Raw genomic sequence first — 23,525 nt, 5'->3', positions numbered from 1 at the left:
ACCCAGATAAGTACCCGGATAAGGACACTTTTGTTATGACCTCTGTCGTTGTGGAGAACGAACTGGATGTACGCGGCCTCGGCTGCACGCTGTGGCGCGGCAAAGGCTGGATTATTGGCCTGGCGCTGCTGTTTGCGCTGCTGGCGTGGCTGGCTTCCATGCTAATGAAGCAATCCTGGAGCGCCACGGCGGTGACCGATCGGCCGACGGTGAATATGCTGGGCGCATTCTTTGTGCAGCAGCAGTTCCTCAATAATCTGGATGTGCGCAACGAGACCGTCAGCCTCAACACGCCAGCACCGACGGTGATGGATGAGGTCTATCAGGAGTTCACCATGCAGCTGGCGTCGTGGGATACGCGTCGCGATTTCTGGCTGCAGACTGATTACTATAAGAGCCGCAAAAGCGGTAATGCGCACAATGATGCCGCGCTGCTCGACGATCTGATCACCAACATTCAGTTCACCCCGGCTGATACCACTCACAATACGCTGGATAACATTAAGCTGATCGCGGAGACCGCCGGCGACGCCAACAATCTGCTGCGGCAGTACATTGCCTATGCCAGCGAACGCGCCGCGCGCCATCTCAACGATGAGCTCAAAGGTGCGTGGCAGGCGCGCAGCGTGCAGCTGCAGGCGCAGGTCAGTCGTCAGCAGGAAGTGGCACAGGCGGTGTTTGATCGCCGTCGCCAGCGCATCGAGCAGGCGCTGAAAGTAGCCAGCCAGCAGGGCATTAAAGAAAACCGCGCGCCGGTCAGCGGTGAAGCGCTGCCGGACAGCGATCGCTTCCTGCTGGGGCAGCAGATGCTGCAGGCGCAGCTGGATACCCTGCAAGCCAGCGGACCTGCTTACGATTTAAGCTATGATCAAAACAGGGCGATGCTCAACACACTGCAGGCCGGACCGCGTCTGGATAAACCGTTCCAGACCTACCGTTACCTGCGCACGCCGGAAGAGCCGGTCAGCCGCGATAGCCCACGTCGTCTGTTTATGATGGTGATGTGGGGCGCGATCGGTGCGCTGGTGGGTGCCGGCGTAGCGCTGGTGCGTCGTCCGCGTGCAACATTCGCCAACCGTCACTAAGAGAATCCGCGTGAAAGTTCTGACTGTATTTGGCACGCGCCCTGAAGCGATCAAAATGGCTCCGCTGGTGCAGGCACTGGCGCAGGATGCTGCCTTCGAATCGCGCCTGTGCGTGACGGCACAGCATCGTGAAATGCTTGACCAGGTCCTGCGCCTGTTCCGGCTGCAGCCCGACTATGACCTCAATATTATGCGGCCCGAGCAGGGGCTGACCGAGATCACCAGCCGCATTTTGCAGGGTATGAAGACCGTGCTGGCAGACTTCCAGCCGGATGTCGTGCTGGTGCACGGCGATACCACCACCACTTTTGCCGCCAGCCTGGCCGCGTTTTACCATCAGATTCCGGTGGGCCACGTTGAGGCGGGTCTGCGGACCGGTAACCTGATGTCACCGTGGCCGGAGGAGGCCAACCGCACCCTGACCGGTCATCTCGCCAGCTATCACTTCACGCCGACAGAAAATTCGCGGCAAAACCTGCTGCGCGAAAATCTGCCCGATGCGCGCATTTTCGTCACCGGCAATACGGTGATCGACGCGTTGCTGTGGGTACGCGATCGCGTGCTGGATGATGCCGATCTCAATGCCCGCCTGGCGGCGCGTTACCCGTTCCTTGAGGCCGACAAAAAGCTGATTCTGGTTACCGGCCATCGGCGCGAAAGCTTTGGCGAAGGCTTTGAACGCATCTGCAGCGCGCTGGCGCAGCTGGCGCGTCAGCATCCGCAGCTGCAAATCGTCTATCCGGTGCACCTCAACCCTAACGTCAGCGAGCCGGTGAACCGTATTCTGAGCGGTATCAACAACATCATTCTGATTGAGCCGCAGGAGTACCTGCCGTTTGTCTGGCTGATGAATCGCGCCTGGCTGATTCTTACCGATTCCGGTGGCATCCAGGAAGAGGCGCCGTCGCTGGGCAAACCGGTGCTGGTGATGCGCGAAACCACCGAGCGGCCGGAAGCGGTCGCGGCCGGTACGGTGAAGCTGGTCGGCACCGACGTGAATAAAATTGTTGCTGAAGTCAGCCTGCTATTGCAGGACGACGAGGCGTGGCAGGCGATGAGCCGTGCGCACAATCCGTATGGCGACGGCCATGCCTGCGCGCGCATCCTGCAGGCACTTAAACAACACAGAGTTTAACTATGCGTTTTTCAACCATTTCCGTTATCGGACTGGGCTACATTGGGCTGCCGACGGCAGCCGTTTTTGCGTCGCACGGGAAACAGGTCATCGGCGTGGATATCAATGCGCGCGCGGTGGAAACCATTAATCGCGGCGAAATTCATATCGTCGAGCCTGAACTGGGCGACGTAGTACGTGCAGCGGTGCACAACGGCAACCTGCGCGCCACCACCCAGCCTGAAGCCGCCGACGCCTTTCTGATTGCCGTGCCGACGCCGTTTGTCGGCGATCATCAGCCGGATCTCAGCTACGTGCAGGCGGCTGCGCTGTCGATTGCGCCGGTGCTGAAGGCCGGCGATCTGGTGATCCTCGAATCAACTTCGCCAGTGGGCGCTACTGAACAGATGGCGCAATGGCTGGCGGCGGCGCGCCCGGATCTGCGCTTCCCGCAGCACGGCGAGCAACCTGACGTGTTTATCGCTTACTGCCCGGAGCGCGTGCTGCCGGGGAAAGTGATGGTCGAGCTGCTGGAAAATGACCGCGTGATTGGCGGCATGACGCCGGCCTGTTCGGCGCGCGCCAGCGAGCTGTATCGCATTTTCCTGCGCGGCGAGTGTGTGGAAACTAACGCGCGCACCGCAGAGATGTGCAAGCTGACGGAAAACAGTTTCCGCGATGTGAACATCGCCTTTGCCAATGAACTGTCGCTGATCTGCGCCGAACAGGGGATCAACGTGTGGGAACTGATTGCGCTGGCGAACCGCCATCCGCGCGTCAATATCCTGCAGCCGGGACCGGGCGTTGGCGGCCACTGCATTGCGGTCGACCCATGGTTTATCGTGGCGCAAAACCCGCAGCAGGCACGGCTGATCCGGACCGCGCGTGAGGTTAACGATGCCAAGCCGGGCTGGGTGCTGGATCAGGTTAAACAGGCGCTGGCCGAGTGCCTGACGGCCAGCGGCAAGCGTGCCACGGACGTGACCATCGCCTGCTTCGGTCTGGCATTCAAACCTAATATCGATGACCTGCGTGAAAGCCCGGCGATGTCGGTGGCGCAGCGTATTGCGGGCTGGCACAGCGGCCGCACCTGGGTGGTCGAGCCGCATGTGGCGGATATTCCGCCGCAGCTCGCCGAACGCGCTACGCTGGTGCCGCTGGCTGATGCCCTGCAACACGCTGACATCCTGGTGATGCTGGTCGATCATGCACAGTTCCGCGCCGTTACCCCTGAACAGGTGACGCAGCCGTGGATTGTGGATACCAAAGGAGTCTGGCGATGAAACAGTTTTTAGTCACCGGCGGCGCCGGTTTTATTGGCTCCGCGCTGGTGCGCTTCCTGATTGCCAATACCGACCACCGGGTGGTGGTGGTGGATAAGCTGAGCTATGCCGGCAATCTGGCGTCGCTGGCACCGGTTGAGCAGGATGCGCGCTTTGCTTTTGAGCAGGTCGATATCTGCGACCGCGCCGCGCTGGATCGCGTGCTGGCGCAGTACCAGCCGGACTGCATCATGCATCTGGCGGCAGAGAGTCACGTGGACCGCTCGATTGACGGGCCAATCGCCTTTGTCGAAACCAACATTGTCGGCACCTACCAGCTGCTGGAGGCGACGCGCCATTACTGGAACGGCATGACGGATGAGCGCAAGAAAGGCTTCATCCTGCACCACATCTCCACTGACGAAGTGTTTGGCGATCTGCACGGCACGGAAGATTTCTTTACCGAAACCACGCCGTACGCCCCGAGCAGCCCCTATTCGGCGACCAAAGCCAGCAGCGACCATCTGGTGCGCGCATGGCTGCGCACCTACGGACTGCCTGTGGTGGTCACCAACTGTTCCAACAACTATGGGCCTTACCATTTCCCGGAAAAACTGATTCCCCTCACCATTATCAATGCGCTGGCCGGTAAGCCGCTGCCGGTGTACGGCAACGGCAGCCAGATTCGTGACTGGCTGTATGTGGAAGATCACGCCCGCGCGCTGTACACCGTAGTCAGCAGCGGCAAAGTGGGCGAGACCTACAACATTGGCGGCCACAATGAGCGGCGCAATATTGAGGTGGTGGAGACGCTGTGTGATTTGCTGGATGAGCTGGCACCGCAACAGCGCGCTGCCGGGCTGAGCAGCTACCGGGAACTGATCACCTTTGTTCACGATCGTCCCGGCCACGACCTGCGCTATGCCATTGATGCCAGTAAAATCGCCCGTGAACTGGGCTGGACGCCGCAGGAAACATTCGACAGCGGCATCCGCAAAACCGTGCAGTGGTATCTGGCCAATCCGCAGTGGTGGCAGGCGATTCTCAACGGCAGTTATCGCGGCGAGCGTCTGGGCTTAGCCACCCCGCGTTAAGCGCGCATGCAGGAGGAGCAACGATGAAAGGTATCATCTTAGCCGGTGGCTCGGGCACGCGCCTGCACCCGATAACCCGGGCGATATCCAAGCAGCTGCTGCCGGTGTACGACAAACCGATGATCTACTATCCGCTGTCGGTGCTGATGCTGGCGGGGATTCGCGACATTCTTATTATTACCACGCCGGACGATCGCGCCCATTTTGAGCGGCTGCTGGGGGATGGCAGTGAATTTGGCCTGCAGCTGCAGTATGCCGAGCAGCCGAGTCCGGATGGCCTGGCGCAGGCCTTTATCATCGGTGAATCCTTCATTGGCGACGACAGCTGTTGTCTGGTGCTGGGCGACAATCTCTACTTCGGCCAGGGCTTCAGTCCGAAACTGAAAAAGGTGGCCGCGCGCAGCCACGGTGCCACGGTCTTTGCCTATCAGGTCATGGATCCGGAACGTTTTGGCGTGGTGGAGTTTGATGACGACTTCAACGCGCTGTCGATTGAAGAGAAGCCGCAGCAGCCGAAATCGCGCTGGGCAGTCACCGGCCTCTACTTTTACGACAACCGCGTGGTGGATTTTGCGAAGCAGGTGCAGCCTTCGGCACGCGGCGAGCTGGAAATTACCGCCATCAACCAGATGTATCTGGAGCAGGGCGAACTGGCGGTGGAGCTGCTGGGGCGCGGCTTTGCCTGGCTGGACACCGGCACCCACGACAGCCTGATTGAGGCCAGCGTGTTCGTGCAAACGGTTGAGAAACGCCAGGGCTTTAAAATTGCCTGCCTCGAAGAGATTGCCTGGCGCAACGGCTGGCTGAGCGATGAGCAGCTGCTGGCAGCGGCACAGGCGTTGACCAAAACCGGCTACGGCCAGTATCTGCTGGATATTCTGCATGCCCGTCCGCGTCAGTATTGATCCCCTTGCGTGGGAGAGCGACTTCTTCCGCTGCGCCACGGCGCGGCTGACGCTGGACGGCGATGTGCCGCTGGCCGAGGCGCTGCAGCAGCCTTACACGCTGTGGCAGGTTAAGGTGCCGGCGCAGGACAGCGCGGCGATAGATGCGCTGAGCCAGCACGGTTTTCAGCTGGTGGAAGGCGAAGCGGATCTGGCGATCAATATCAAACGCACCGAACGGCAGACCGGCGTACGTATCGCGCGCGAAGCGCAGATCCCGCAGCTGCGCGCGGCAGCGGCCCAGGCGTTTAGCCAGAGCCGTTTTCGTGCTCCCTGGTTTGACGCTGAAGACAGCGGCCGCTTCTACGCACAGTGGATTGAGAACGCGGTGCGCGGCACATTTGATCACCAGTGTCTGATCGCCTGCGACGAGCAGGGCGCGCTGCAGGGGTTCGTCTCCATGCGCGAAGTCGCTGGTGACGCGCGTATCGGTCTGCTGGCGGTGCTGCCGGCGGCGCAGGGCAACGGCGTCGGGCAGCGTTTGCTGCTGGCGGCAGCCGACTGGGGCCGGGTGCGCCAGCTCGAACGTCTGCGGGTCGCAACCCAGCTCAGCAATCTTACGGCGATGCGCCTCTATTTACGCAGCGGTGCCCGGCTGGAAAGCACCGCCTACTGGTTTTACAGGAAAGCCTGATGATCCCATTTAATGCGCCCCCGGTTGTGGGCACCGAAGTTGACTATATGCAGTCGGCGATGGCCAGCGGCAAGCTGTGCGGCGACGGCGGCTTTACCCGGCGCTGTCAGCAGTGGATGGAGCAGCATTTTGGCAGCAAAAAAGTGCTGCTGACGCCCTCGTGCACCGCTTCGCTGGAGATGGCCGCGCTGCTGATCGATATCCAGCCCGGCGATGAAGTGATCATGCCGAGCTACACCTTTGTCTCCACCGCCAACGCCTTCGTGCTGCGCGGCGCCACCATTGTGTTCGTCGACGTGCGCCCGGATACGCTGAATATCGACGAAACGCAGATTGAAGCAGCAATCACGCCGAAAACGCGCGCCATCGTGCCGGTACATTACGCGGGCGTGGCGTGCGAGATGGATACCATCATGGCGCTGGCGGCGAAGCACCAGCTGTATGTGATTGAAGATGCGGCGCAGGGCGTGATGTCGCAGTACAAAGGGCGCGCGCTGGGCACCATCGGCCATATTGGCTGCTTTAGCTTCCATGAGACGAAAAACTACACCGCCGGCGGTGAAGGCGGCGCTACGCTGATCAACGAGGCGAAACTGATCGAGCGTGCGGAGATCATCCGCGAAAAAGGCACCAACCGCAGCCAGTTCTTCCGCGGACAGGTGGATAAATATACCTGGCGCGACATTGGTTCCAGCTACCTGATGGCGGATTTGCAGGCGGCTTATCTATGGGCGCAGCTGGAAGCGGCGGAACGCATCAACCAGCAGCGTCTGCGCCTGTGGCAGAACTATTACGACGCGCTGCAGCCGCTGGCGGCCAGCGGGCGCATTGCGTTACCGGCGGTGCCGGCCAGTTGCCGTCACAACGCCCACATGTTCTATCTCAAATTGCGCGACAGCGAGGATCGCCAGGCACTGATTAACTGGATGAAGGAAGCGGAGATCCTCACCGTGTTCCACTATATCCCGCTGCACTCCTCACCGGCCGGCGCGCGTTTTGGCCGCTTCCACGGCACGGATGCGTTCACTACGCGCGAGAGCGAGCGCCTGCTGCGGCTGCCGCTGTTCTACAACCTGTCGGACAACAACCAGCGTACGGTAATCAGTTCGCTGCTGAGCTTCTTTGCCTGATGTCGTTAGCCAGAGCCTCAGTGTGGACCGCCTCGTCCACGCTGGTAAAAATTGTCGCTGGCCTGCTGGTGGTGAAACTGCTGGCGGTGAGCTTCGGCCCCGAGGGCGTCGGCCAGGCGGGTAACTTTCGCCAGCTGATTACCGTGCTCGGCGTGCTGGCCGGCGCGGGTATCTTTAACGGCGTAACCACCTATGTCGCGCAGTTCCGCCAGCAGCCGGCGCAGCTGCGTGCAGTGACCGGCACTGCGTCAGCAATGGTGCTGGGGTTTTCCACGCTGCTGGCGCTGCTGTTCCTGCTGGCGGCGGAGCCCATCAGCCGGGCGCTGTTTGGTCACGCCGCCTGGCAAAACGTGGTGCGTATCGTCGCCTTTTTGCAGCTGGGCATTGCCTGGGCCAACCTGACACTGGCGTTGCTGAAAGGTTTTCGCGATGCGCGCGGTAACGCGCTGGCGCTGATCGCCGGCAGCCTGATCGGCGTGGTGGGTTATGTGCTGTGCTGGTGGCTGGGTGGCTATGCCGGTGCGCTGGTCGGGCTGGCGCTGGTGCCGGCGCTGCTGGTCGGGCCGGCGCTGTGGATGCTGCGACGCCACCGCGAGGAACTGCCGCTGCGCTGGCTGATGCCGCAGTGGCAGCCGGCGCTGGCGCGTAATCTGGCCAAATTTACCCTGATGGCGCTGATGACGGCCGTGACCCTGCCGGTAGCCTGGGTGATGATGCGTAATCTGCTGGCGCAGCAGCAGGGCTGGGCGCAGGTCGGGCTGTGGCAGGGCGTCACCAGCATCTCCGATGCGTATCTGCAATTTATCACCGCCACGTTCAGCGTCTGGCTGCTGCCAACGCTGGCGCGGCTGGAGCATAAAGCTGACATCGCGCGCGAAATTGGCCGTGCGCTGCGCTTTGTGTTGCCGGCGGTGGCGGCGGCCAGCTTTTGCGTCTGGCTGCTGCGCGATGTCGCCATCTGGCTGCTGTTTTCCCCGCAGTTCAGCGCCATGCGCGATCTTTTTGTCTGGCAGTTGTGCGGTGACGTCTTTAAAGTAGGCGCCTATGTTTTCGGATACCTGGTGATCGCCAAAGCCTCACTGCGCTTTTATATTCTCACGGAAATCAGCCAGTTTGTGCTGCTGACAGCCTTTGCGCACTGGCTGATCCCACTGCACGGAACGGCGGGCGCGGCGCAGGCTTATATGGCGACCTACGTGCTCTACTTTGCCCTTTGCTGTGGCGCTTTCTTGATTTATTGCCGGAAAAAATGACGCTATTTCACGTGCTGGGCTCCGATATCCCGCATCACAATCACACGCTGCTGCGCTTCTTTAACGACGTCATGAGCGTTGAATCGCCAGCCGACGCGCCGCGTCAGTTTATGGTGGTATCGGCCGCGCCGGATACCCTGATGGCCTATCCTCAGCTGCAGATCGACGTGTATCCCAGCAAGCGCGCGCTGGCGCAGGCGGTGATCGCACGCGCCGCCGATCGCCGTCAGCGCTTCTTCTTTCACGGCCAGTTCAATCCGCGCCTGTGGCTGGCGCTGCTCAGCGGCAAGCTGCGGCGACAGCAGGCGTTCTGGCACATCTGGGGCGCCGATCTCTACGAAGAGGGCGCCGGGCTGAAGTACCGCCTGTTTTATCTGCTGCGGCGTATCGCCCAGGGGCGCATGGCGCAGGTGTTTGCCACGCGCGGCGATCTGCACTTTTTCCAGCAGCGCCATCCGCGCGTGCCCACTTCGCTGCTCTATTTTCCAACGCGTATGCCGGAGGCCGCGATACCCGCACCTGCCGCCAGCGACAGCTTTACCATTCTGCTCGGCAACTCGGGCGATCGCAGCAACCGGCACATTGAAGGATTGCAGGCGATTCGCCGCCAGTTTGGTGAGCAGGTTAACGTGGTGATCCCGCTCGGTTATCCGGCCAGCAACTATGAGTACATCGATGAGATTGATGCTGCCGCGCAGCGCCTGTTTCCGCGCGGCCAGGTGACGCTGCTGCGCGACAAAATCGACTTCACAGCCTATCTGCAATTGCTGAGTCGCTGTCAGCTCGGTTATTTTATGTTCGAGCGTCAGCAGGGCATCGGTACGCTGTGCCTGCTGATTCAGGCCGGCATTCCGTTTGTGGTCAACCGTAAGAATCCGTTCTGGCGTGACCTGAGCGAGCAGGGGCTGCCGGTGTTATTTAGCGCTGATGCGCTGGATCGCACGCGCGTGGCGGAGGCGCAGCGTCAGCTGGCGCAGTGCGATCGTTCCGCTATCGCCTTTTTTGCCCCGGGCTATCTGGCGGGATGGCGCCACGCGCTGGCGGAGAGTGAAAGGGAGTCAACATGAGCCTGCTGCAGTTTAGTGGTCTGCTGGTGGTGTATCTGTTTTCGCTGGGCTTCATTCTGACGCTGACCTGGCGCGAATTTAAACGGGTGCGTTTTAATTTCCACCTGTTCTTTACCCTGCTGTTTTTACTGACCTTTTACTTTGGCTTTCCGCTGACCAGCGTGCTGGTGTTCCGCTTTAACGTCAGCGTGGTGCCGGCAGACTATCTGCTGCAGGCGCTGCTGGCCGCCACCAGTTTCTACGCCATCTATTACGTCAGCTACAAAGTGCGGCTGCGGCCTGCGCAGGCGGTGCCGCGCAAACCCTGGCTGACGATGAACCGGGTGGAAACCCATCTGACCTGCCTGCTGCTGGCGCTGGTGGCGGTGGGAACCGTCACGGTGTTCTTTATGCATAACGGCCTGCTGCTGTTCCGGCTGTCGGCCTATAACCAGATCTTCTCCAGCGAAGTGTCCGGCGTGGCGCTCAAGCGTTTCTTCTACTTCTTCATTCCGGCGATGCTGATCCGCTATTTCCTTAATCCTACCCAGCGCCAGTGGCTGCTGTTTTTGCTGATCACGGTGGCGTTTGGTCTGCTGACCTATGCGCTGGTGGGCGGGACGCGCGCCAATATCATCATCGCCTTTGCGCTGTTCCTGTTCATCGGCATTACGCGCGGCTGGATTACGCTGTGGATGCTGGTGGGGGCCGGCGTGATGGCGATTGGCGGCATGTTCTGGCTGGCGCTGCGTCGTTACAATCTCGACGTGGTGGGTGATGAAGCGTTTTACACGTTTCTCTATCTAACGCGCGACACCTTTTCGCCGTGGGAAAACCTTGCGCTGCTGCTGCAGAATTACGACAAAATCGATTTTCAGGGGCTGGCCCCGATCTGGCGTGATTTCTACGTGTTTATCCCAGGCTGGCTGTGGCCGGATCGGCCATCGATGGTGCTCAACAGCGCCAACTATTTCACCTGGGAAGTGCTGAATAACCACTCCGGGCTGGCGATTTCACCCACGTTGCTCGGGTCGCTGCTGATCATGGGCGGTGCAGGCTTTATTCCCCTTGGGGCGATAGCGGTCGGGCTGTTGATGAAAGGGTTTGATTCTCTCTACCAGCAGGGGCGCGAAGCTGGCAACCGCTACAGCGGTGCCATTTTGCAAAGCTTCTGCTTTGGCGCGGTGTTCAATATGATCGTGCTGGCGCGCGAAGGGCTGGATGCCTTCGGCTCGCGCGTGGTGTTCTTTTGCCTGATTTTCGCCGCCTGCGTTGGGCTGGCGAAGTTACTTTTCTGGCTGTTAGCGCGTGCCGGGCTGATTCGCCCGCGCGCGGAGCCAGTTTTATCGCGCTCTGCTTAACCTCCGGGCCTGACGGGAAATACCGACCATGGAAACCGATCATCCGCGTTATACCCTGCGCGGCATCGATTTACACGCTTTCGCCGATATGGCGAGCTTTCTTCACTTTTTGCTGCCGGACGGCAAGCCGCGCAGCGGCACGCTGGTGGCGATCAACGCCGAAAAGATGCTGACGCTGGAAGAGGATGCCCAGCTGCGCGCGCTGATCGCCGCCGCGGAGATCAAATACCCGGACGGCATCAGCATTGTGCGTTCGCTGCGAAAAAAATACCCGCAGCTGACGGTGAACCGCATCGCCGGCGCCGATCTGTGGGAAGCGCTGATGGAACAGGCGGGCCGCAGCGGTATTCCGGTGTTTTTAATCGGCGGGCGTGAGCAGGTGCTGCAGGAAACTTGCGATAAATTACGCCGTCAGTGGAATGTCAACATCGTGGGCAGCCAGAACGGCTACTTCGCTCCAGCCGAACGCGAGGCGCTATTTGCGCGCATTGCCGCCAGCGGGGCGCAGATTGTGACCGTGGCGCAGGGATCGCCGCGCCAGGAGCTGCTGATGCGCGACTGCCGCGAACACTGGCCGCACGCGCTGTATATGGGCGTCGGCGGCACCTATGACGTCTTTACCGGCCACGTCACGCGTGCGCCGCGCATCTGGCAGCAATTAGGGCTGGAGTGGCTGTATCGCCTGATACGCCAGCCATCACGCTGGCGCCGCCAGTTAAAACTGCTGAAATATTTACGCTATCACTGGCGCGGCGATCTGTAACGCGGCAGGAATAGTGCTGTAATTCCGGCAGGTTAAGCAGGCAAATTGCGTTATTTATCGACGGAATGCACAAAGCGTAAGCAAACGCGATTTTTTTATGAAAAAGCACTGGACAGCCTGGAGTCAAATACGTAGTATGCCCATCCGCAACGGCGCTACGCGCCCGTAGCTCAGCTGGATAGAGCGCTGCCCTCCGGAGGCAGAGGTCTCAGGTTCGAATCCTGTCGGGCGCGCCATTTAGTTTGTGCGCAAGAGCTTCGGTGGTTGGTTTAACCGCGTTATGCAGTGCATTAAGTAAGCGGTTACGCTTACGCACCAGAATTATGGTGGCTATAGCTCAGTTGGTAGAGCCCTGGATTGTGATTCCAGTTGTCGTGGGTTCGAGTCCCATTAGCCACCCCAGATTTTGCTGGGACATGCGAAGGTGGCGGAATTGGTAGACGCGCTAGCTTCAGGTGTTAGTGTTCTTACGGACGTGAGGGTTCAAGTCCCTCTCTTCGCACCAGGCAAAACAAGTAAGCAGTAACAGGCAGTACAAAATCGGCGAGTAGCGCAGCTTGGTAGCGCAACTGGTTTGGGACCAGTGGGTCGGAGGTTCGAATCCTCTCTCGCCGACCATATTCGAAAAGCCTGCTTTGCAAAAAGCGGGCTTTTTTCGTTCGTAGCAAAAGAGGATGAGAACCTCCGAAGGAGGTTTGAGCCGAGCGCAGCGAGACAACGTTGCGTCAGCAACGGCCCGCAGGGCGCTTCTCGCAGAGAAGCGTAATCCTCTCTCGCCGACCATCATTTAAGAAACCTGCTTTGCAAAAAGCAGGTTTTTTTTCGTCTGTAGTAAAAGAGGATGAGAACCTCCGAAGGAGGTTTGCGCCGGGCGCAGCGATTGTCGCTATTACGCGACACCTAACCTGCTGATTTTCAACAGCCTTACCTTTCCTTGCACAGCCTGTCGCTCAGCGGAGACAGCTTTAAACCGGTCTGTCGCGTTTTCGCGACATCGCAACCGCTGTCAGCGGGCAGAGATTGCCTAACTCACTGATATAAAATAACTTCCCGTGACTCATGCCATTCTGGCACGCTTTGTGCAATAATCTCTGCGTAGATGCTCATTCCACCTCTTATGTTTGCGGATGCAACATAAACCTGGGAATGATGCAGAGCCCCTTACGGTATCCGTTGTCCAGCTGGCAGTAACGTGCACGCGCTACTGCAGTAAGAAGGACATTACGTTGAGTCGGATACCATCAGTTGTCTTACCGACCTGATCTTACACCTGCTTCTGGCAGGTGTTTTTTTATCTGCCGTTCACGGATTGATGCCGTATTCCCTGCACGCTCTTTGAGGCAAAAAAAAGCCGGGACTGGCCCGGCGTGCACAAAAATAACAACAGTAAAATCAGGCGCCAGGATTGTTCTTCAGCGTCAGTAACAGACCTTCGCGACGCATTTTAGCCGCGTCTTCCGGGCGATGCAGGCGATCGTAAACGTCCGCCAGCCAGGCGTAGTCAAAGCCATCGGGACGCTGTGCCAGCGCCTGCTGGAAGGCTTCTGCGGCCTGCTGCCATTCACCATGGCGCATCAGCAGCTGGCCGAGCGTGCTGTGCAACAGCGGCGTGGCGCCGTGCTGCTTGATCTGCTGACGCAGCGCTTTTTCCAGCGCCTGCGGGTCACCGCTTTTGATACGCGGCATCAGCAGCACCAGCCGATCGTCATACTGACGCTTCAGCCCTTCCAGCACGATGCTTTGCGCTGTGTCCGGATCGTCGCACTCGATCAAATGCTCAGCCATCGCCACCTGCAGGGCAGTCTCCTGGCGGGTTTTACGACTCTGGTTCTGCCACCATTTTTTCAGGCCTTCGCTGCCCTGATCGGCCATAGCCTGATTCATCAGACCCAGCCACGCCTGCTGCTGCAGCGCGTTACGCTGGTTCTCATCGTTAATCTGCGCCTTCTGCATAGAGGGCAGGATATCCAGCAGTGCGCCCCAGGCGCCGGTGCGGATATAAGCCTGCTCGGCCAGACGCAGCACTTCCGGATGGCGCGGCGCCACTTCCAGCAGGCGATCAATACCGTGACGTGCGGCGTGATCTTCGTTACGCGCCAGCTGCAGTCGCACGCGGGTGATCTCAACCGGAATGGTATCGTTCTCGGAGAGCTCAGAGGCGCGCTCCAGGTGCTGGTTAGCACGGATTTCATCGCCGCGCTGCTGCGCTGCTTCCGCCGCCAGCAGATAGTTCGCCACCGGCTGATCGGCGTGATCGGCATTCTTTGACAGCAGCTTTTCTACCTGACGATAATCGCCTTCCGCCAGCTTCATCAGCGCGCTTTGCGTGTGACGCTGGGCGCTACGACGTTTCCGCCCGGTGAACCAGCCGCGGGTGCGGGCGCCGGTGCGGAACAGGCGACGCAGAATCCATTCGACCAGCAGAATCACCAGCAGGCTGAGAATCAGGATGATGGCCAGACCGGTGACGCTGGTCTCAATGTTCCAGTTATCGGTCTGGATCAGCACGTAGCCCTGATGGCCGGCAACCATCGGCCCCAGCACAATGCCGGCAATCAGCAGCAGGAAAAGCACCAATACTTTCAGCATGGTTAGCCTCCCTGTTGATCAGCCGCAGCCGATGGCTGCGCCAGCAGATTGCGCACGCGTGTTTGCATCAGTTTTTCCAGCAGCGCCTGGCTCTCCAGCGTGTCCGGCACGTCCATCGAAATACTTTGCTGACTCAGCTCGTCGAGCTGGGCGAGGAAGGCTTTGGTCGCCGCATCGTTAGTGTCGTACCAGGCTCGCACCCAGGTGGATACCGCATCGATGGACTGTTTGTAGATCTCATCCTGATGGCGCGGCACCGCCTGCGCGGCAATCAGCAGACGTGAACGGATGTTTTCGCGCAGATAAACATCCTGATTCGGTGCCAGCAGCGGCTGCGCGGTGTTATCGCGGCGGCGGATGGTGATGAAATCATCCATGAAGTTGTGCCAGCTCTTCACCAGATTCTGACGCCATTCGTGCAGCGAGCTGGAGAGCTCACCGCTGTCGGCATCCATCGGCGATTCATCGCTGTCGTTATCGGCCAGACGCAGATTATCCACGCCGTTCGACAACTGGTTCAGCTTGAGGATGATGCCGTCGTAGTCCACCTGGCTGACCGCCGCCAGTGAACTGATATCCTGGGTCAGCGCGCGGCGCACGTTCATGATGCTGGGATCGTTCATCTCCGCCAGGCTGGTGTCCGCGCTTTTCAGCAGCGCTGCCGCGGTGGTGACGTCCTGATCGCTCCACAGTTTGCGACCCGCCAGTTTAACGAGGTAGTCGGCCTGCGCCAGCAGCCAGGTGCGGGTATCGTTGCCGGAAATAGTGGCCACTTTTTCACGCAGCGTCTCCAGCTCTTTGGCGCTGTTATCCTGCTGGCTGCGCGCTTCCTGCAGCGCGGTGTTGGCGTCCGCCAGCTGCTGCGAGAGCTGTTGTTTATCGCTGCCCAGTTGCTGCTGCAGGGCGCTCAGCTGCTCGCTCAGGTTCTGGTTAGTCTGAGCCTGTAAGTCGGCCTGGTGTTTCCCATTCAGGTAAAGTCCCGCGCCAATCGCCAGTGCAATGACAATTGCCACCGCGCTCAGCACCTTGCCGTCGCTCTTTTTCGCGCGAGGCGGCTGGCTGGCTGGCGTCGGGGAAGTGTCCGCAGGGGTGGTTTCTTCAACCATGGCGGAGGAGTCTTTTTGTTCCGTCATTGTGGCTCATCCCAATGTTAAGTTCAGCGTAACGCACGCAGCAGCGCGTCGTTATCCGCACCATCGGCTACCTCAATCTCCTGCCAGCCTAATTCGGCGGCCTGGGTAGCCAAACGTTCACTGACGACCAGTAGCCGACAGTGCAGCAGCCATTCCCGCCGATCGATTGGCGGAAACAGCGCAAACAGTTGTTGTAACATTTCACCGCTGGTCACCACCAGCGTGGTAATACCGCGATCGCGCCAGCGACGGCCTTCAATCGCGCCGTCGTACTGCTTTTCACAGCGCTGATAGCATTCACAGTATTGCACGTCCGCGCCGCGGGCGATCAGCGTCTCCGCCAGCAGTTCACGGCCCGGACTGCCGCGCAGAATCAGCGCACGCTTGCCGCTGACCTGCTGCAGGCGATTCAGCCGCACCAGCTCTTCGCTGGTTTCCCGCGCATGCGGATAGTCAACGTTCAGATTACTGACGGTGTGCAGCGCCAGCGCGGTGCTGCGACCAATGGCATAATAGTCGAGAAATGCCGGCCACGCGCTGCGCTGCTGCTGTAAAGCGGGCTGGGCAAAGTGCACCACCTGCTGCGACAGCAGAAATACCAGGTCACCGGGCTGCAGAGCGGCCAGTTTTAGCGGCAGTTGGGGGAGATCGCGACCCGGCGTGAATTCAATCAGCGGAAACGACCACGCCAGTTTGCCCTGGCTGCGCAGGCGCGCAACCAGTTCGCTGGCGGCGGGTTCCGGACGGGTCACGAGGATAGTCATGCGGGCGGCTGTCCCTGATAAACTTCACGCAGAATGTCACGCGCACCGCCGTCCAGCAGCTCTTCGGCCAGCGAGATCCCCATCTGTTCGGCCTGTTCACGCGGGCCGCGGCGTTCGCCCACCACCATCTGGCTGCCGTCCGGCGCACCGACCAGGCCGCGCAGCCACAGCTGATCGTCTTCCAGCACGGCAAAACTGCCGATCGGTACCTGACAGCCGCCTTCGAGACGGGTATTCATGGCGCGCTCGGCGCGCACGCAGACGGCTGTGTCGCTGTGGTTCAGCGCCTGCAGCAGCGTAATTAACGGCTGATCGTCGAGGCGGCACTCAATGCCGACCGCGCCCTGGCCCACCGCCGGCAGGGAAAACTCCGCCGGCAGCGCCTGACGAATGCGATCTTCCAGTCCAAGGCGTTTCAGCCCGGCGGCAGCAAGAATGATGGCGTCATACTCGCCGGCGTCCAGTTTGCTGAGACGCGTACCAACGTTACCGCGCAGCGAGCGAATCACCAGGTCCGGGCGCCGTGCGCTAATCTGGCACTGGCGACGCAGGCTGGACGTGCCGACCACCGCGCCCTGCGGCAGCGCGTCGATCGAGGAATAATGATTCGAGACGAACGCGTCGCGCGGATCCTCGCGCTCGCAGATGGTCACCAGTCCCAGACCGTCGGGAAAATCGACCGGCACATCTTTCATGGAGTGCACCGCCATATCGGCACGGTTTTCCAGCATCGCCAGCTCAAGCTCTTTGACAAACAGTCCCTTGCCACCCACTTTCGCCAGCGGCGTATCAAGGATGACATCACCTTTGGTGACCATCGGCACCAGCTCAACCTGCAAGCCGGGATGCGCAGCCATCAGGCGCTGTTGGACATATTGTGCCTGCCACAAGGCAAGCGGGCTTTGCCTGGTAGCAATTCTGAAAATTTTGTTTAACATGCTGTTAACCATTTTGATCGTTCATCGATTATCCTATCATTGATAGGGGAATGCTGTCAGTTTCAACGGATTGACCAGGCTGCAATCTCAGACCGGAGCCCGCTTTTTACGGCGTCAGATTCTGAGGCTGGAGTCCGAAAATGCAGGGCTACGTTTGGAACGTGCTAAACTGTCAGGTAGCGCAACTTTCTTTACGGTCAATCTTCCAGGTGTTAGATTGATCACGTTTCCAGCAATAATTTGCCCGACATCTTTATTATTAAGCGGCAGATTTTGGAAACAGGGTGCTTAACACTGGGACAATCAGGCGAAACGTCTTGTACCTCTACATTGAGACACTGAAACAGAGACTGGATGCGATTAACCAGCTGCGTGTAGATCGCGCACTGGCTGCCATGGGACCTGCTTTCCAGCACGTCTACAGTCTGCTGCCAACATTACTGCATTATCATCATCCGCTGATGCCGGGTTACCTTGAAGGTAGCGTTCCCCATGGCGTCAGCTTCTTTGCGCCTGATGAAAACCAGCAGCAGCTGTTGCAACAGTTAGCGGGCGACCATCCGCTCGACCTCAGCAGCGCGGTGAAGGGCGAACTGCCTATCACCGGCATCTACTCAATGGGCAGCACCTCGTCAGTCGGCCAGAACAGCGTCTCCGACCTCGACATCTGGGTATGCCATCAGTCATGGCTGGATAACGAAGAGCGTCTCAATCTGCAGCGCAAGTGTACGCTCCTGCAAAAATGGTGTGTGTCGCTGGGTGTGGAAGTCAGCTTCTTCCTGATCGACGAAAACCGTTTCCGCCATAATGAGAGCGGCAGCCTCGGCGGTGAAGACTGCGGTTCTACCCAACATATTTTACTGCTGGATGAGTTCTACCGTACCGCCGTGCGCATGGCGGGCAAACGCATTCTGTGGAACATGGTGCCTGGCGAAGAAGAACATCACTACGACGATTACGTGATGTCGCTCTATTCACAGGGCGTGCTGACGCCGAATGAGTGGCTGGATCTCGGCGGTCTCGGCACGCTGTCGGCGGAAGAGTATTTCGGTGCCAGCCTGTGGCAGCTGTATAAAAGTATCGATTCGCCGTACAAAGCGGTGCTGAAAACCCTGCTGCTGGAAGCTTACAGCTGGGAATACCCAGACACGCAGCTGCTGGCGATGGATATCAAACAGCGACTGCACGATGGCGAAATTGTCTGCTTCGGTCTCGATCCCTACTGCATGATGCTGGAGCGCGTGACGCGCTATCTGACCAGCGTCGATGACACCGCGCGCCTTGATTTGGTGCGCCGCTGTTTTTACCTCAAAGTGTGCGAAAAACTCTCCAGCGAGGAGCAGCATCCGCGCGCGGGCTGGCGGCGTGAAATTCTGTCGCAGCTGGTGAAAGAGTGGGGCTGGGACGATGAGAAGCTGGCGGTGCTGGATAATCGCGCGCAGTGGAAAATCGAACGGGTGCGCGAGGCGCACAACGAGCTGCTGGATGCGATGATGCAGAGCTATCGCAACCTGATCCGTTTTGCCCGTCGCAACAATTTAAGCGTCAGCGCCAGCCCGCAGGACATCGGCGTGCTGACGCGTAAATTGTACGCCGCGTTTGAAGCGCTGCCGGGCAAAGTCACGCTGGTGAACCCGCAAATCTCGCCCGATCTGTCGGAAGAGAACCTGACCTTTATTCATGTGCCGGCCGGGCGCGCCAACCGTGCCGGCTGGTATCTGTATAACCAGTCGCCGGACATGAGCTCAATCATCAGCCATCAGCCGCTGGAATATAACCGCTATCTCAACAAGTTAGTGGCATGGGCGTGGTTCAACGGACTGCTGACGCGCAAAACCCGTCTGCACATTAAGGGCAACGAGTTCTGCGATCTGCCGCGCCTGCAGGAGCTGGTCAACGATGTCTCCAGCCACTTCCCGCTGCGTCTGCCGGCGCCGACGCCGAAAGCGCTCTACAGCCCGTGCGAAATCCGGCATCTGGCGATCATCGTTAACCTCGAACACGATCCGACCTCGGCGTTCCGCAATCAGGTAGTGCACTTCGACTTCCGTAAGCTGGATGTATTTAGCTTTGGCCAGCAGCAGCAGTGCCTGATCGGCAGCATCGATCTGCTGTACCGCAACTCGTGGAACGAAGTGCGTACGCTGCACTTCAGCGGCGAGCAGGCGATGATTGAAGCGCTGAAAACCATTCTGGGCAAAATGCATCAGGACGCCGCACCGCCGGACACGGTAGAAGTATTCTGCTACAGCCAGCATCTGCGCGGCCTGATTCGTACCCGCGTGCAGCAGCTGGTGTCGGAATGCATTGAGCTGCGTCTGTCGAGCACGCGTCAGGAGCCGGGCCGCTTTAAAGCGCTGCGCATGGCCGGTCAGACCTGGGGCCTGTTTTTCGAACGCATGAGCGTCTCGGTGCAGAAACTGGAAAACGCGGTCGAGTTTTACGGCGCGATTTCCAACAACAAGCTGCACGGTTTGTCGATCAAAGTTGAATCGAACCAGACGCCGCTGCCGCCGGTGGTCAACGGCTACGCCAGCGAAGGCATCATTCAGTTCTTCTTTGAAGACACCAGTGACGATCGCGGCTTCAATATCTATATCCTCGATGAAAGCAACCGGGTTGAGGTGTATCACCATTGCGAAGGCAGCAAAGAGGAGCTGGTACGTGACGTCAGCCGCTTCTATTCGTCGTCGCACGATCGCTTTACCTACGGCTCAAGCTTTATCAATTTCAACCTGCCGCAGTTCTATCAGATTGTGCACGCTGGCGATCGCTTCCAGGTGATTCCGTTCCGCAGCCAGACGCTGACGCAGCTGTGCGCCACCCAGCCGGACAACGACAACGGCGACTTCCAGCCGCGCTACCAGATGCACTAAAGCCGCTGCGCTGTACGCAGTGGCCTGCACCCGTTTCTGAACCTTCTGCCGGATATTTCCTGTTGCTTTTACAACGTCAACTGCGATGATAAGCAGCTGGGATTTGGATAAAAAGAGCAGACAGAATGATACGAGTGATGAGCCAGCTGGGTATGGCGCTGGCGCTGGTCAGCCTGGTAGGCTGTGGCCTGAAAGGACCGCTGTATTTCCCGCCCAACGATCGGCCGCAACAGAAAAATCAGCCGGTGACTGAGCAGCAGCAAAAAGCGGCACAGGATGCGGATACCAGCGGCCTGGTCACCAGCAAACCGGCTGGCGTGCAGGCGAATTAAACCCGATGAGTCATCCGGCGGAGCAGAAAATGCAGTTCTCGAAAATGCACGGTCTCGGTAACGACTTTATGGTCGTCGATGCCGTGACGCAAAACGTCTTTTTTTCGCCGGAACTGATTCGCCGCCTGGCGGATCGGCATCTGGGGATCGGCTTCGATCAGTTGCTGATCGTCGAGCCACCTTACGATCCGGATCTCGATTTCCACTACCGCATCTTCAACGCTGACGGCAGCGAAGTGGCGCAGTGCGGCAACGGCGCGCGCTGTTTTGCCCGCTTTGTTCGCCTCAAAGGGCTGACCAATAAAAGCGACATTCGCGTCAGCACTCAGACCGGCCGCATGGTACTGAGCGTCACCAGCGATGAGCTGGTACGCGTTAACATGGGCGAGCCCAACTTTGACCCGCAGCAGGTGCCGCTGCGCGCTAACAAGGCGGAAAACCTCTATCTGCAGCGCGTGGCCGAGCAGACCGTGATGTTTGGCGCGGTATCAATGGGCAATCCACACTGCGTGATTCAGGTTGAAAGCGTGAAAACCGCCGCGGTGGAGACGCTCGGTCCGGCACTGGAGAGCCATGAGCGCTTTCCCGAGCGCGTGAACGTCGGCTTTATGGAAGTGGTCAATCCGGAACACATCCGTCTGCGCGTGTATGAACGCGGCGCAGGCGAAACCCAGGCGTGCGGCAGCGGCGCCTGCGCCGCAGTGGCCTGCGGCATTCAGCAGGGCATTCTGGCGGAGAAAGTGCGCGTCGATCTGCCCGGCGGCACGCTGCATATCGCCTGGAAAGGGGCCGGTCAGCCGCTGTTTATGACCGGGCCAGCCACACACGTCTATGATGGGTTTATTCATCTATGAAAAATATCGAAGAGCAGACCGACAGCGCGGTTTTGCTGGACGATCAGGCGGTGAGCGCCTGGCTGCGTCACAACCCCGATTTCTTTATTCGCAATGCGCGCCAGGTTGAGCAAATGATGGTGCCGCATCCGGTGCGCGGCAGCGTATCGCTGGTGGAGTGGCATATGGCGCGTCAGCGCAACCACATCCAGCAGCTGGAAGAGGAGATCACGCTGCTGATGGAGCAGGCAACCGCCAATCATCAGCTGTTCGATCGCCTGCTGGCGTTGCAGAGCCATCTCGCGGCGGCCGATAGCCTGCAGGAGATGCTGACGCGCCTGCATCGCTGGGCGCGCGAGCTTGGCCTGGCGGGCGCTAATGTGCGGCTGTTCAGCGACCGCTGGCGCATCGGCGCACCCTCCGATTTCACCCAGCTTGGTCTGTCACGCCAGGCGTTTGAGCCGCTGCGCATCCAGCGCTTTGGTCAGCAGCATCACTACCTTGGCAGCCTGAACGGACCGGAGCTGCTGCTGCTGCTGCCGCAGGCAAAAGCCGTCGGATCGGTGGCGATGTCGCTGATGGGCGAGCAGGGCGATCTCGGCGTACTGATCTTCAGCAGCCGCGACAACCAGCACTATCAGGCGGGCATGGGCACGCTGCTGCTGCAGCATCTGGCACAAATGCTGCCCGACCTGCTGTCTCGCTGGGTGGAGCGCGCATGAGCAGCGCCAGCCCGCTGTTGCCGGCCGTTGAGGGCTTTCTGCGCTATCTGAAAGTCGAACGCCAGCTCAGCCCGCTGACGCAAAAGAATTACCAGCGCCAGCTGCAGGCGCTTATCGCCATGGCGGATGACATGCACATTACCGCGTGGTCGCAGCTGGAACCGGCACAGGTGCGCAGTCTGGCGTCGCGCAGCCGGCGCGGCGGTCTCGGGGCTAGCAGCCTGGCCCTGCGCATGTCGGCGCTGCGCAGCTTTCTCGACTGGCAGGTCAGTCAGGGCATGCTGAGCGCCAATCCGGCGAAAGGCATCGCCACGCCGCGCAACGCACGGCATCTGCCAAAAAATATGGATGTCGATGAAGTCAGCCAGCTGCTGGAGATCGACCTCGACGATCCGCTGGCGGTGCGCGACCGCGCCATGCTGGAAACCATGTACGGCGGCGGTTTACGTCTCGCTGAGCTGGTGGGCATCGACTGTCGTCATCTTGACCTGGAGAGCGGTGAAGTCTGGGTGCGGGGCAAAGGCAGCAAAGAGCGCCGCGTGCCGATTGGCGGCACCGCCGTCACCTGGCTGCAGCACTGGCTGCCGTTACGCAACAGCTTCGCGCCGCAGGATGATGCGGTTTTTGTATCGACGCGCGGCAGCCGTATTTCGGCGCGCAATGTGCAGAAACGCTTCGCCGAATGGGGCATTAAGCAGGGCGTCGCCAGCCATATCCACCCGCATAAGCTGCGCCACTCGTTTGCTACCCATCTGCTGGAATCGAGCGGCGATCTGCGCGCGGTGCAGGAGTTGCTCGGCCACGCCAACCTCTCGACCACGCAAATCTATACCCACCTGGATTTCCAGCATCTGGCGTCGGTATACGATGCGGCACACCCGCGTGCTAAACGAGGAAAGTCTGAATGAAGTTTTATCGCCCGCTGGGCCCGATCAAAGCCATCACCTTCGATCTCGACGATACGCTGTATGACAACTATCCGGTGATCCGTAAAACCACGGCGGAATCGCACGCTGCACTGCAGGCGTATCACCCGGCGCTGCGCGAGTTTACGCCGGAAGATTATCAGGCGTTGCGCGATGAACTGCTGCTGCGTGAGCCGGAAATTTATCACGATGTCTCTGAGTGGCGTCGCCGCTCGGTAGAGCTGGCGCTGCTCAACGCCGGACTGCCGGCCGCGCAAGCCAGCGCAGGTGCCCGCGACGTGATGAGCGTGTTTCATCAGTGGCGCAGTGCGGTGGAGATGCCAGAAGAGACCCATCAGACGCTGGCCTGGCTCGGCGAGCGCGTGCCGCTGGTGGCGATCACCAATGGCAACGCCGACCCGCAAAAGCTCGGCATCGATCACTACTTCCAGTTCGCGCTGCGCGCCGGTCCGCACGGGCGCGCCAAGCCGTGGCAGGATATGTACCATCTGGCCGCCGAACGGTTGGGCATTGCGCCGCAGCATATTCTGCACGTCGGCGATGACCTGACCACCGACGTCGCCGGTGCGCTGCGCGCCGGTCTGCAGGCGTGCTGGATCAACCTGCGTGACGGCAATCTGATGAAGATTGATGACGCGCGCCTGCTGCCACACGTGGAAATTCATCAGTTGGCATCGCTGACCTCGCTGCTATAATGGCTGTAAATTTATCCAGTCGTATTCTGTA

21 protein-coding genes, 4 tRNA genes and 1 other RNA gene are annotated in these 23,525 nt (G+C 59.7%); 22 read left to right on the top strand and 4 right to left on the bottom strand.

Annotated features, from left to right (window positions below; genetic code table 11):
- The first annotated feature begins 35 nt into the window (after nucleotides 1–35).
- The 16 genes from wzzE (at nucleotide 36) to ABVR31_RS18380 (ending at nucleotide 12,469) form a co-directional block, all read left to right on the top strand.
- On the top strand, nucleotides 36–1,085 hold the full coding sequence (gene wzzE, locus ABVR31_RS18455) for an ECA polysaccharide chain length modulation protein (RefSeq protein WP_058771054.1): 1,050 nt from the start codon (nucleotides 36–38) through the stop codon (nucleotides 1,083–1,085).
- Between the two features lie 10 nt (nucleotides 1,086–1,095).
- The gene (gene wecB / locus ABVR31_RS18450) at nucleotides 1,096–2,220 is read left to right on the top strand and encodes a non-hydrolyzing UDP-N-acetylglucosamine 2-epimerase (protein ID WP_166712334.1); all 1,125 of its coding nucleotides are present in this window, start codon (nucleotides 1,096–1,098) and stop codon (nucleotides 2,218–2,220) included.
- 2 nt (nucleotides 2,221–2,222) lie between these two features.
- On the top strand, nucleotides 2,223–3,482 hold the full coding sequence (gene wecC, locus ABVR31_RS18445) for a UDP-N-acetyl-D-mannosamine dehydrogenase (protein ID WP_150361820.1): 1,260 nt from the start codon (nucleotides 2,223–2,225) through the stop codon (nucleotides 3,480–3,482).
- Complete coding sequence (gene rffG / locus ABVR31_RS18440) at nucleotides 3,479–4,555, top strand: dTDP-glucose 4,6-dehydratase (protein ID WP_021506986.1); 1,077 nt, start codon at nucleotides 3,479–3,481, stop codon at nucleotides 4,553–4,555. The genes wecC and rffG overlap by 4 nt, the downstream gene beginning before the upstream one ends.
- Before the next feature lie 23 nt (nucleotides 4,556–4,578).
- Nucleotides 4,579–5,460 carry a glucose-1-phosphate thymidylyltransferase RfbA gene (rfbA, locus tag ABVR31_RS18435; protein ID WP_166720212.1) on the top strand — a complete coding sequence of 294 codons (882 nt, stop codon included), beginning with the start codon at nucleotides 4,579–4,581 and terminating at the stop codon, nucleotides 5,458–5,460.
- Entirely contained in the window at nucleotides 5,438–6,133 is a 696-nt protein-coding gene (gene rffC, locus ABVR31_RS18430) for a dTDP-4-amino-4,6-dideoxy-D-galactose acyltransferase (RefSeq protein ID WP_058758102.1), read from the top strand. Before rfbA ends, rffC begins: the two co-directional genes overlap by 23 nt.
- On the top strand, nucleotides 6,133–7,263 hold the full coding sequence (rffA, locus tag ABVR31_RS18425) for a dTDP-4-amino-4,6-dideoxygalactose transaminase (protein WP_058771059.1): 1,131 nt from the start codon (nucleotides 6,133–6,135) through the stop codon (nucleotides 7,261–7,263). Before rffC ends, rffA begins: the two co-directional genes overlap by 1 nt.
- On the top strand, nucleotides 7,263–8,516 hold the full coding sequence (wzxE, locus tag ABVR31_RS18420; protein ID WP_058758104.1) for a lipid III flippase WzxE: 1,254 nt from the start codon (nucleotides 7,263–7,265) through the stop codon (nucleotides 8,514–8,516). The genes rffA and wzxE overlap by 1 nt, the downstream gene beginning before the upstream one ends.
- Nucleotides 8,513–9,583 (top strand): TDP-N-acetylfucosamine:lipid II N-acetylfucosaminyltransferase, encoded by a 1,071-nt coding sequence (locus ABVR31_RS18415; RefSeq protein ID WP_372773777.1) that lies wholly within the window; start codon nucleotides 8,513–8,515, stop codon nucleotides 9,581–9,583. The genes wzxE and ABVR31_RS18415 overlap by 4 nt, the downstream gene beginning before the upstream one ends.
- Nucleotides 9,580–10,923 (top strand): ECA oligosaccharide polymerase, encoded by a 1,344-nt coding sequence (wzyE, locus tag ABVR31_RS18410; protein WP_238561281.1) that lies wholly within the window; start codon nucleotides 9,580–9,582, stop codon nucleotides 10,921–10,923. The genes ABVR31_RS18415 and wzyE overlap by 4 nt, the downstream gene beginning before the upstream one ends.
- A 28-nt stretch (nucleotides 10,924–10,951) precedes the next feature.
- The gene (gene wecG, locus ABVR31_RS18405) at nucleotides 10,952–11,686 is read left to right on the top strand and encodes a lipopolysaccharide N-acetylmannosaminouronosyltransferase (RefSeq protein ID WP_021506979.1); all 735 of its coding nucleotides are present in this window, start codon (nucleotides 10,952–10,954) and stop codon (nucleotides 11,684–11,686) included.
- Between the two features lie 159 nt (nucleotides 11,687–11,845).
- Nucleotides 11,846–11,922: transfer RNA gene (locus tag ABVR31_RS18400), tRNA-Arg, on the top strand.
- 90 nt (nucleotides 11,923–12,012) lie between these two features.
- Nucleotides 12,013–12,088, top strand: a tRNA-His gene (locus ABVR31_RS18395).
- Nucleotides 12,089–12,104: 16 nt separating this feature from the next.
- Nucleotides 12,105–12,191: transfer RNA gene (locus tag ABVR31_RS18390), tRNA-Leu, on the top strand.
- Between the two features lie 36 nt (nucleotides 12,192–12,227).
- A tRNA-Pro gene (locus ABVR31_RS18385) sits at nucleotides 12,228–12,304 on the top strand.
- 35 nt (nucleotides 12,305–12,339) lie between these two features.
- Nucleotides 12,340–12,469: non-coding RNA, RtT sRNA (locus ABVR31_RS18380), on the top strand.
- Between the two features lie 609 nt (nucleotides 12,470–13,078).
- Here the strand turns inward: ABVR31_RS18380 and hemY are convergent.
- From hemY to hemC, 4 genes are read right to left on the bottom strand one after another with little or no spacing between them, the layout of a single operon-like run.
- On the bottom strand, nucleotides 13,079–14,275 hold the full coding sequence (hemY, locus tag ABVR31_RS18375; RefSeq protein WP_058775512.1) for a protoheme IX biogenesis protein HemY: 1,197 nt from the start codon (nucleotides 14,273–14,275) through the stop codon (nucleotides 13,079–13,081).
- 2 nt (nucleotides 14,276–14,277) lie between these two features.
- Entirely contained in the window at nucleotides 14,278–15,408 is a 1,131-nt protein-coding gene (gene hemX, locus ABVR31_RS18370; protein ID WP_058758109.1) for a uroporphyrinogen-III C-methyltransferase, read from the bottom strand.
- A 23-nt stretch (nucleotides 15,409–15,431) separates the two neighbouring features.
- Entirely contained in the window at nucleotides 15,432–16,172 is a 741-nt protein-coding gene (hemD, locus tag ABVR31_RS18365; RefSeq protein ID WP_288424603.1) for a uroporphyrinogen-III synthase, read from the bottom strand.
- Entirely contained in the window at nucleotides 16,169–17,110 is a 942-nt protein-coding gene (hemC, locus tag ABVR31_RS18360; protein WP_031279613.1) for a hydroxymethylbilane synthase, read from the bottom strand. Before hemC ends, hemD begins: the two co-directional genes overlap by 4 nt.
- Nucleotides 17,111–17,427: 317 nt before the next feature.
- Here hemC and ABVR31_RS18355 point away from each other — a divergent pair, with 317 nt between their 5' ends.
- The 6 genes from ABVR31_RS18355 to yigB all read left to right on the top strand — a co-directional run bounded on the left by ABVR31_RS18355 (nucleotide 17,428) and on the right by yigB (nucleotide 23,494).
- A complete protein-coding gene (locus ABVR31_RS18355) occupies nucleotides 17,428–19,986 on the top strand; it encodes a class I adenylate cyclase (RefSeq protein ID WP_058771065.1) in 2,559 nt (852 codons plus the stop codon).
- Nucleotides 19,987–20,111: 125 nt separating this feature from the next.
- Nucleotides 20,112–20,318: a lipoprotein gene (locus tag ABVR31_RS18350; RefSeq protein WP_022548017.1), complete on the top strand. Its 207-nt coding sequence runs from the start codon at nucleotides 20,112–20,114 to the stop codon at nucleotides 20,316–20,318.
- 29 nt (nucleotides 20,319–20,347) lie between these two features.
- Nucleotides 20,348–21,172: a diaminopimelate epimerase gene (gene dapF, locus ABVR31_RS18345; RefSeq protein WP_031279612.1), complete on the top strand. Its 825-nt coding sequence runs from the start codon at nucleotides 20,348–20,350 to the stop codon at nucleotides 21,170–21,172.
- Nucleotides 21,169–21,873: a DUF484 domain-containing protein gene (locus tag ABVR31_RS18340; protein WP_021506972.1), complete on the top strand. Its 705-nt coding sequence runs from the start codon at nucleotides 21,169–21,171 to the stop codon at nucleotides 21,871–21,873. Before dapF ends, ABVR31_RS18340 begins: the two co-directional genes overlap by 4 nt.
- Entirely contained in the window at nucleotides 21,870–22,781 is a 912-nt protein-coding gene (gene xerC, locus ABVR31_RS18335) for a tyrosine recombinase XerC (RefSeq protein ID WP_372773771.1), read from the top strand. The genes ABVR31_RS18340 and xerC overlap by 4 nt, the downstream gene beginning before the upstream one ends.
- Nucleotides 22,778–23,494 carry a 5-amino-6-(5-phospho-D-ribitylamino)uracil phosphatase YigB gene (yigB, locus tag ABVR31_RS18330; protein WP_021506970.1) on the top strand — a complete coding sequence of 239 codons (717 nt, stop codon included), beginning with the start codon at nucleotides 22,778–22,780 and terminating at the stop codon, nucleotides 23,492–23,494. The genes xerC and yigB overlap by 4 nt, the downstream gene beginning before the upstream one ends.
- The last annotated feature ends 31 nt before the right edge of the window (nucleotides 23,495–23,525 follow it).

This window comes from Pantoea sp. WEP, from assembly GCF_041678305.1.
GTDB lineage: Bacteria > Pseudomonadota > Gammaproteobacteria > Enterobacterales > Enterobacteriaceae > Pantoea > Pantoea dispersa.
This window is presented reverse-complemented; position numbering and strand designations above follow the sequence as displayed.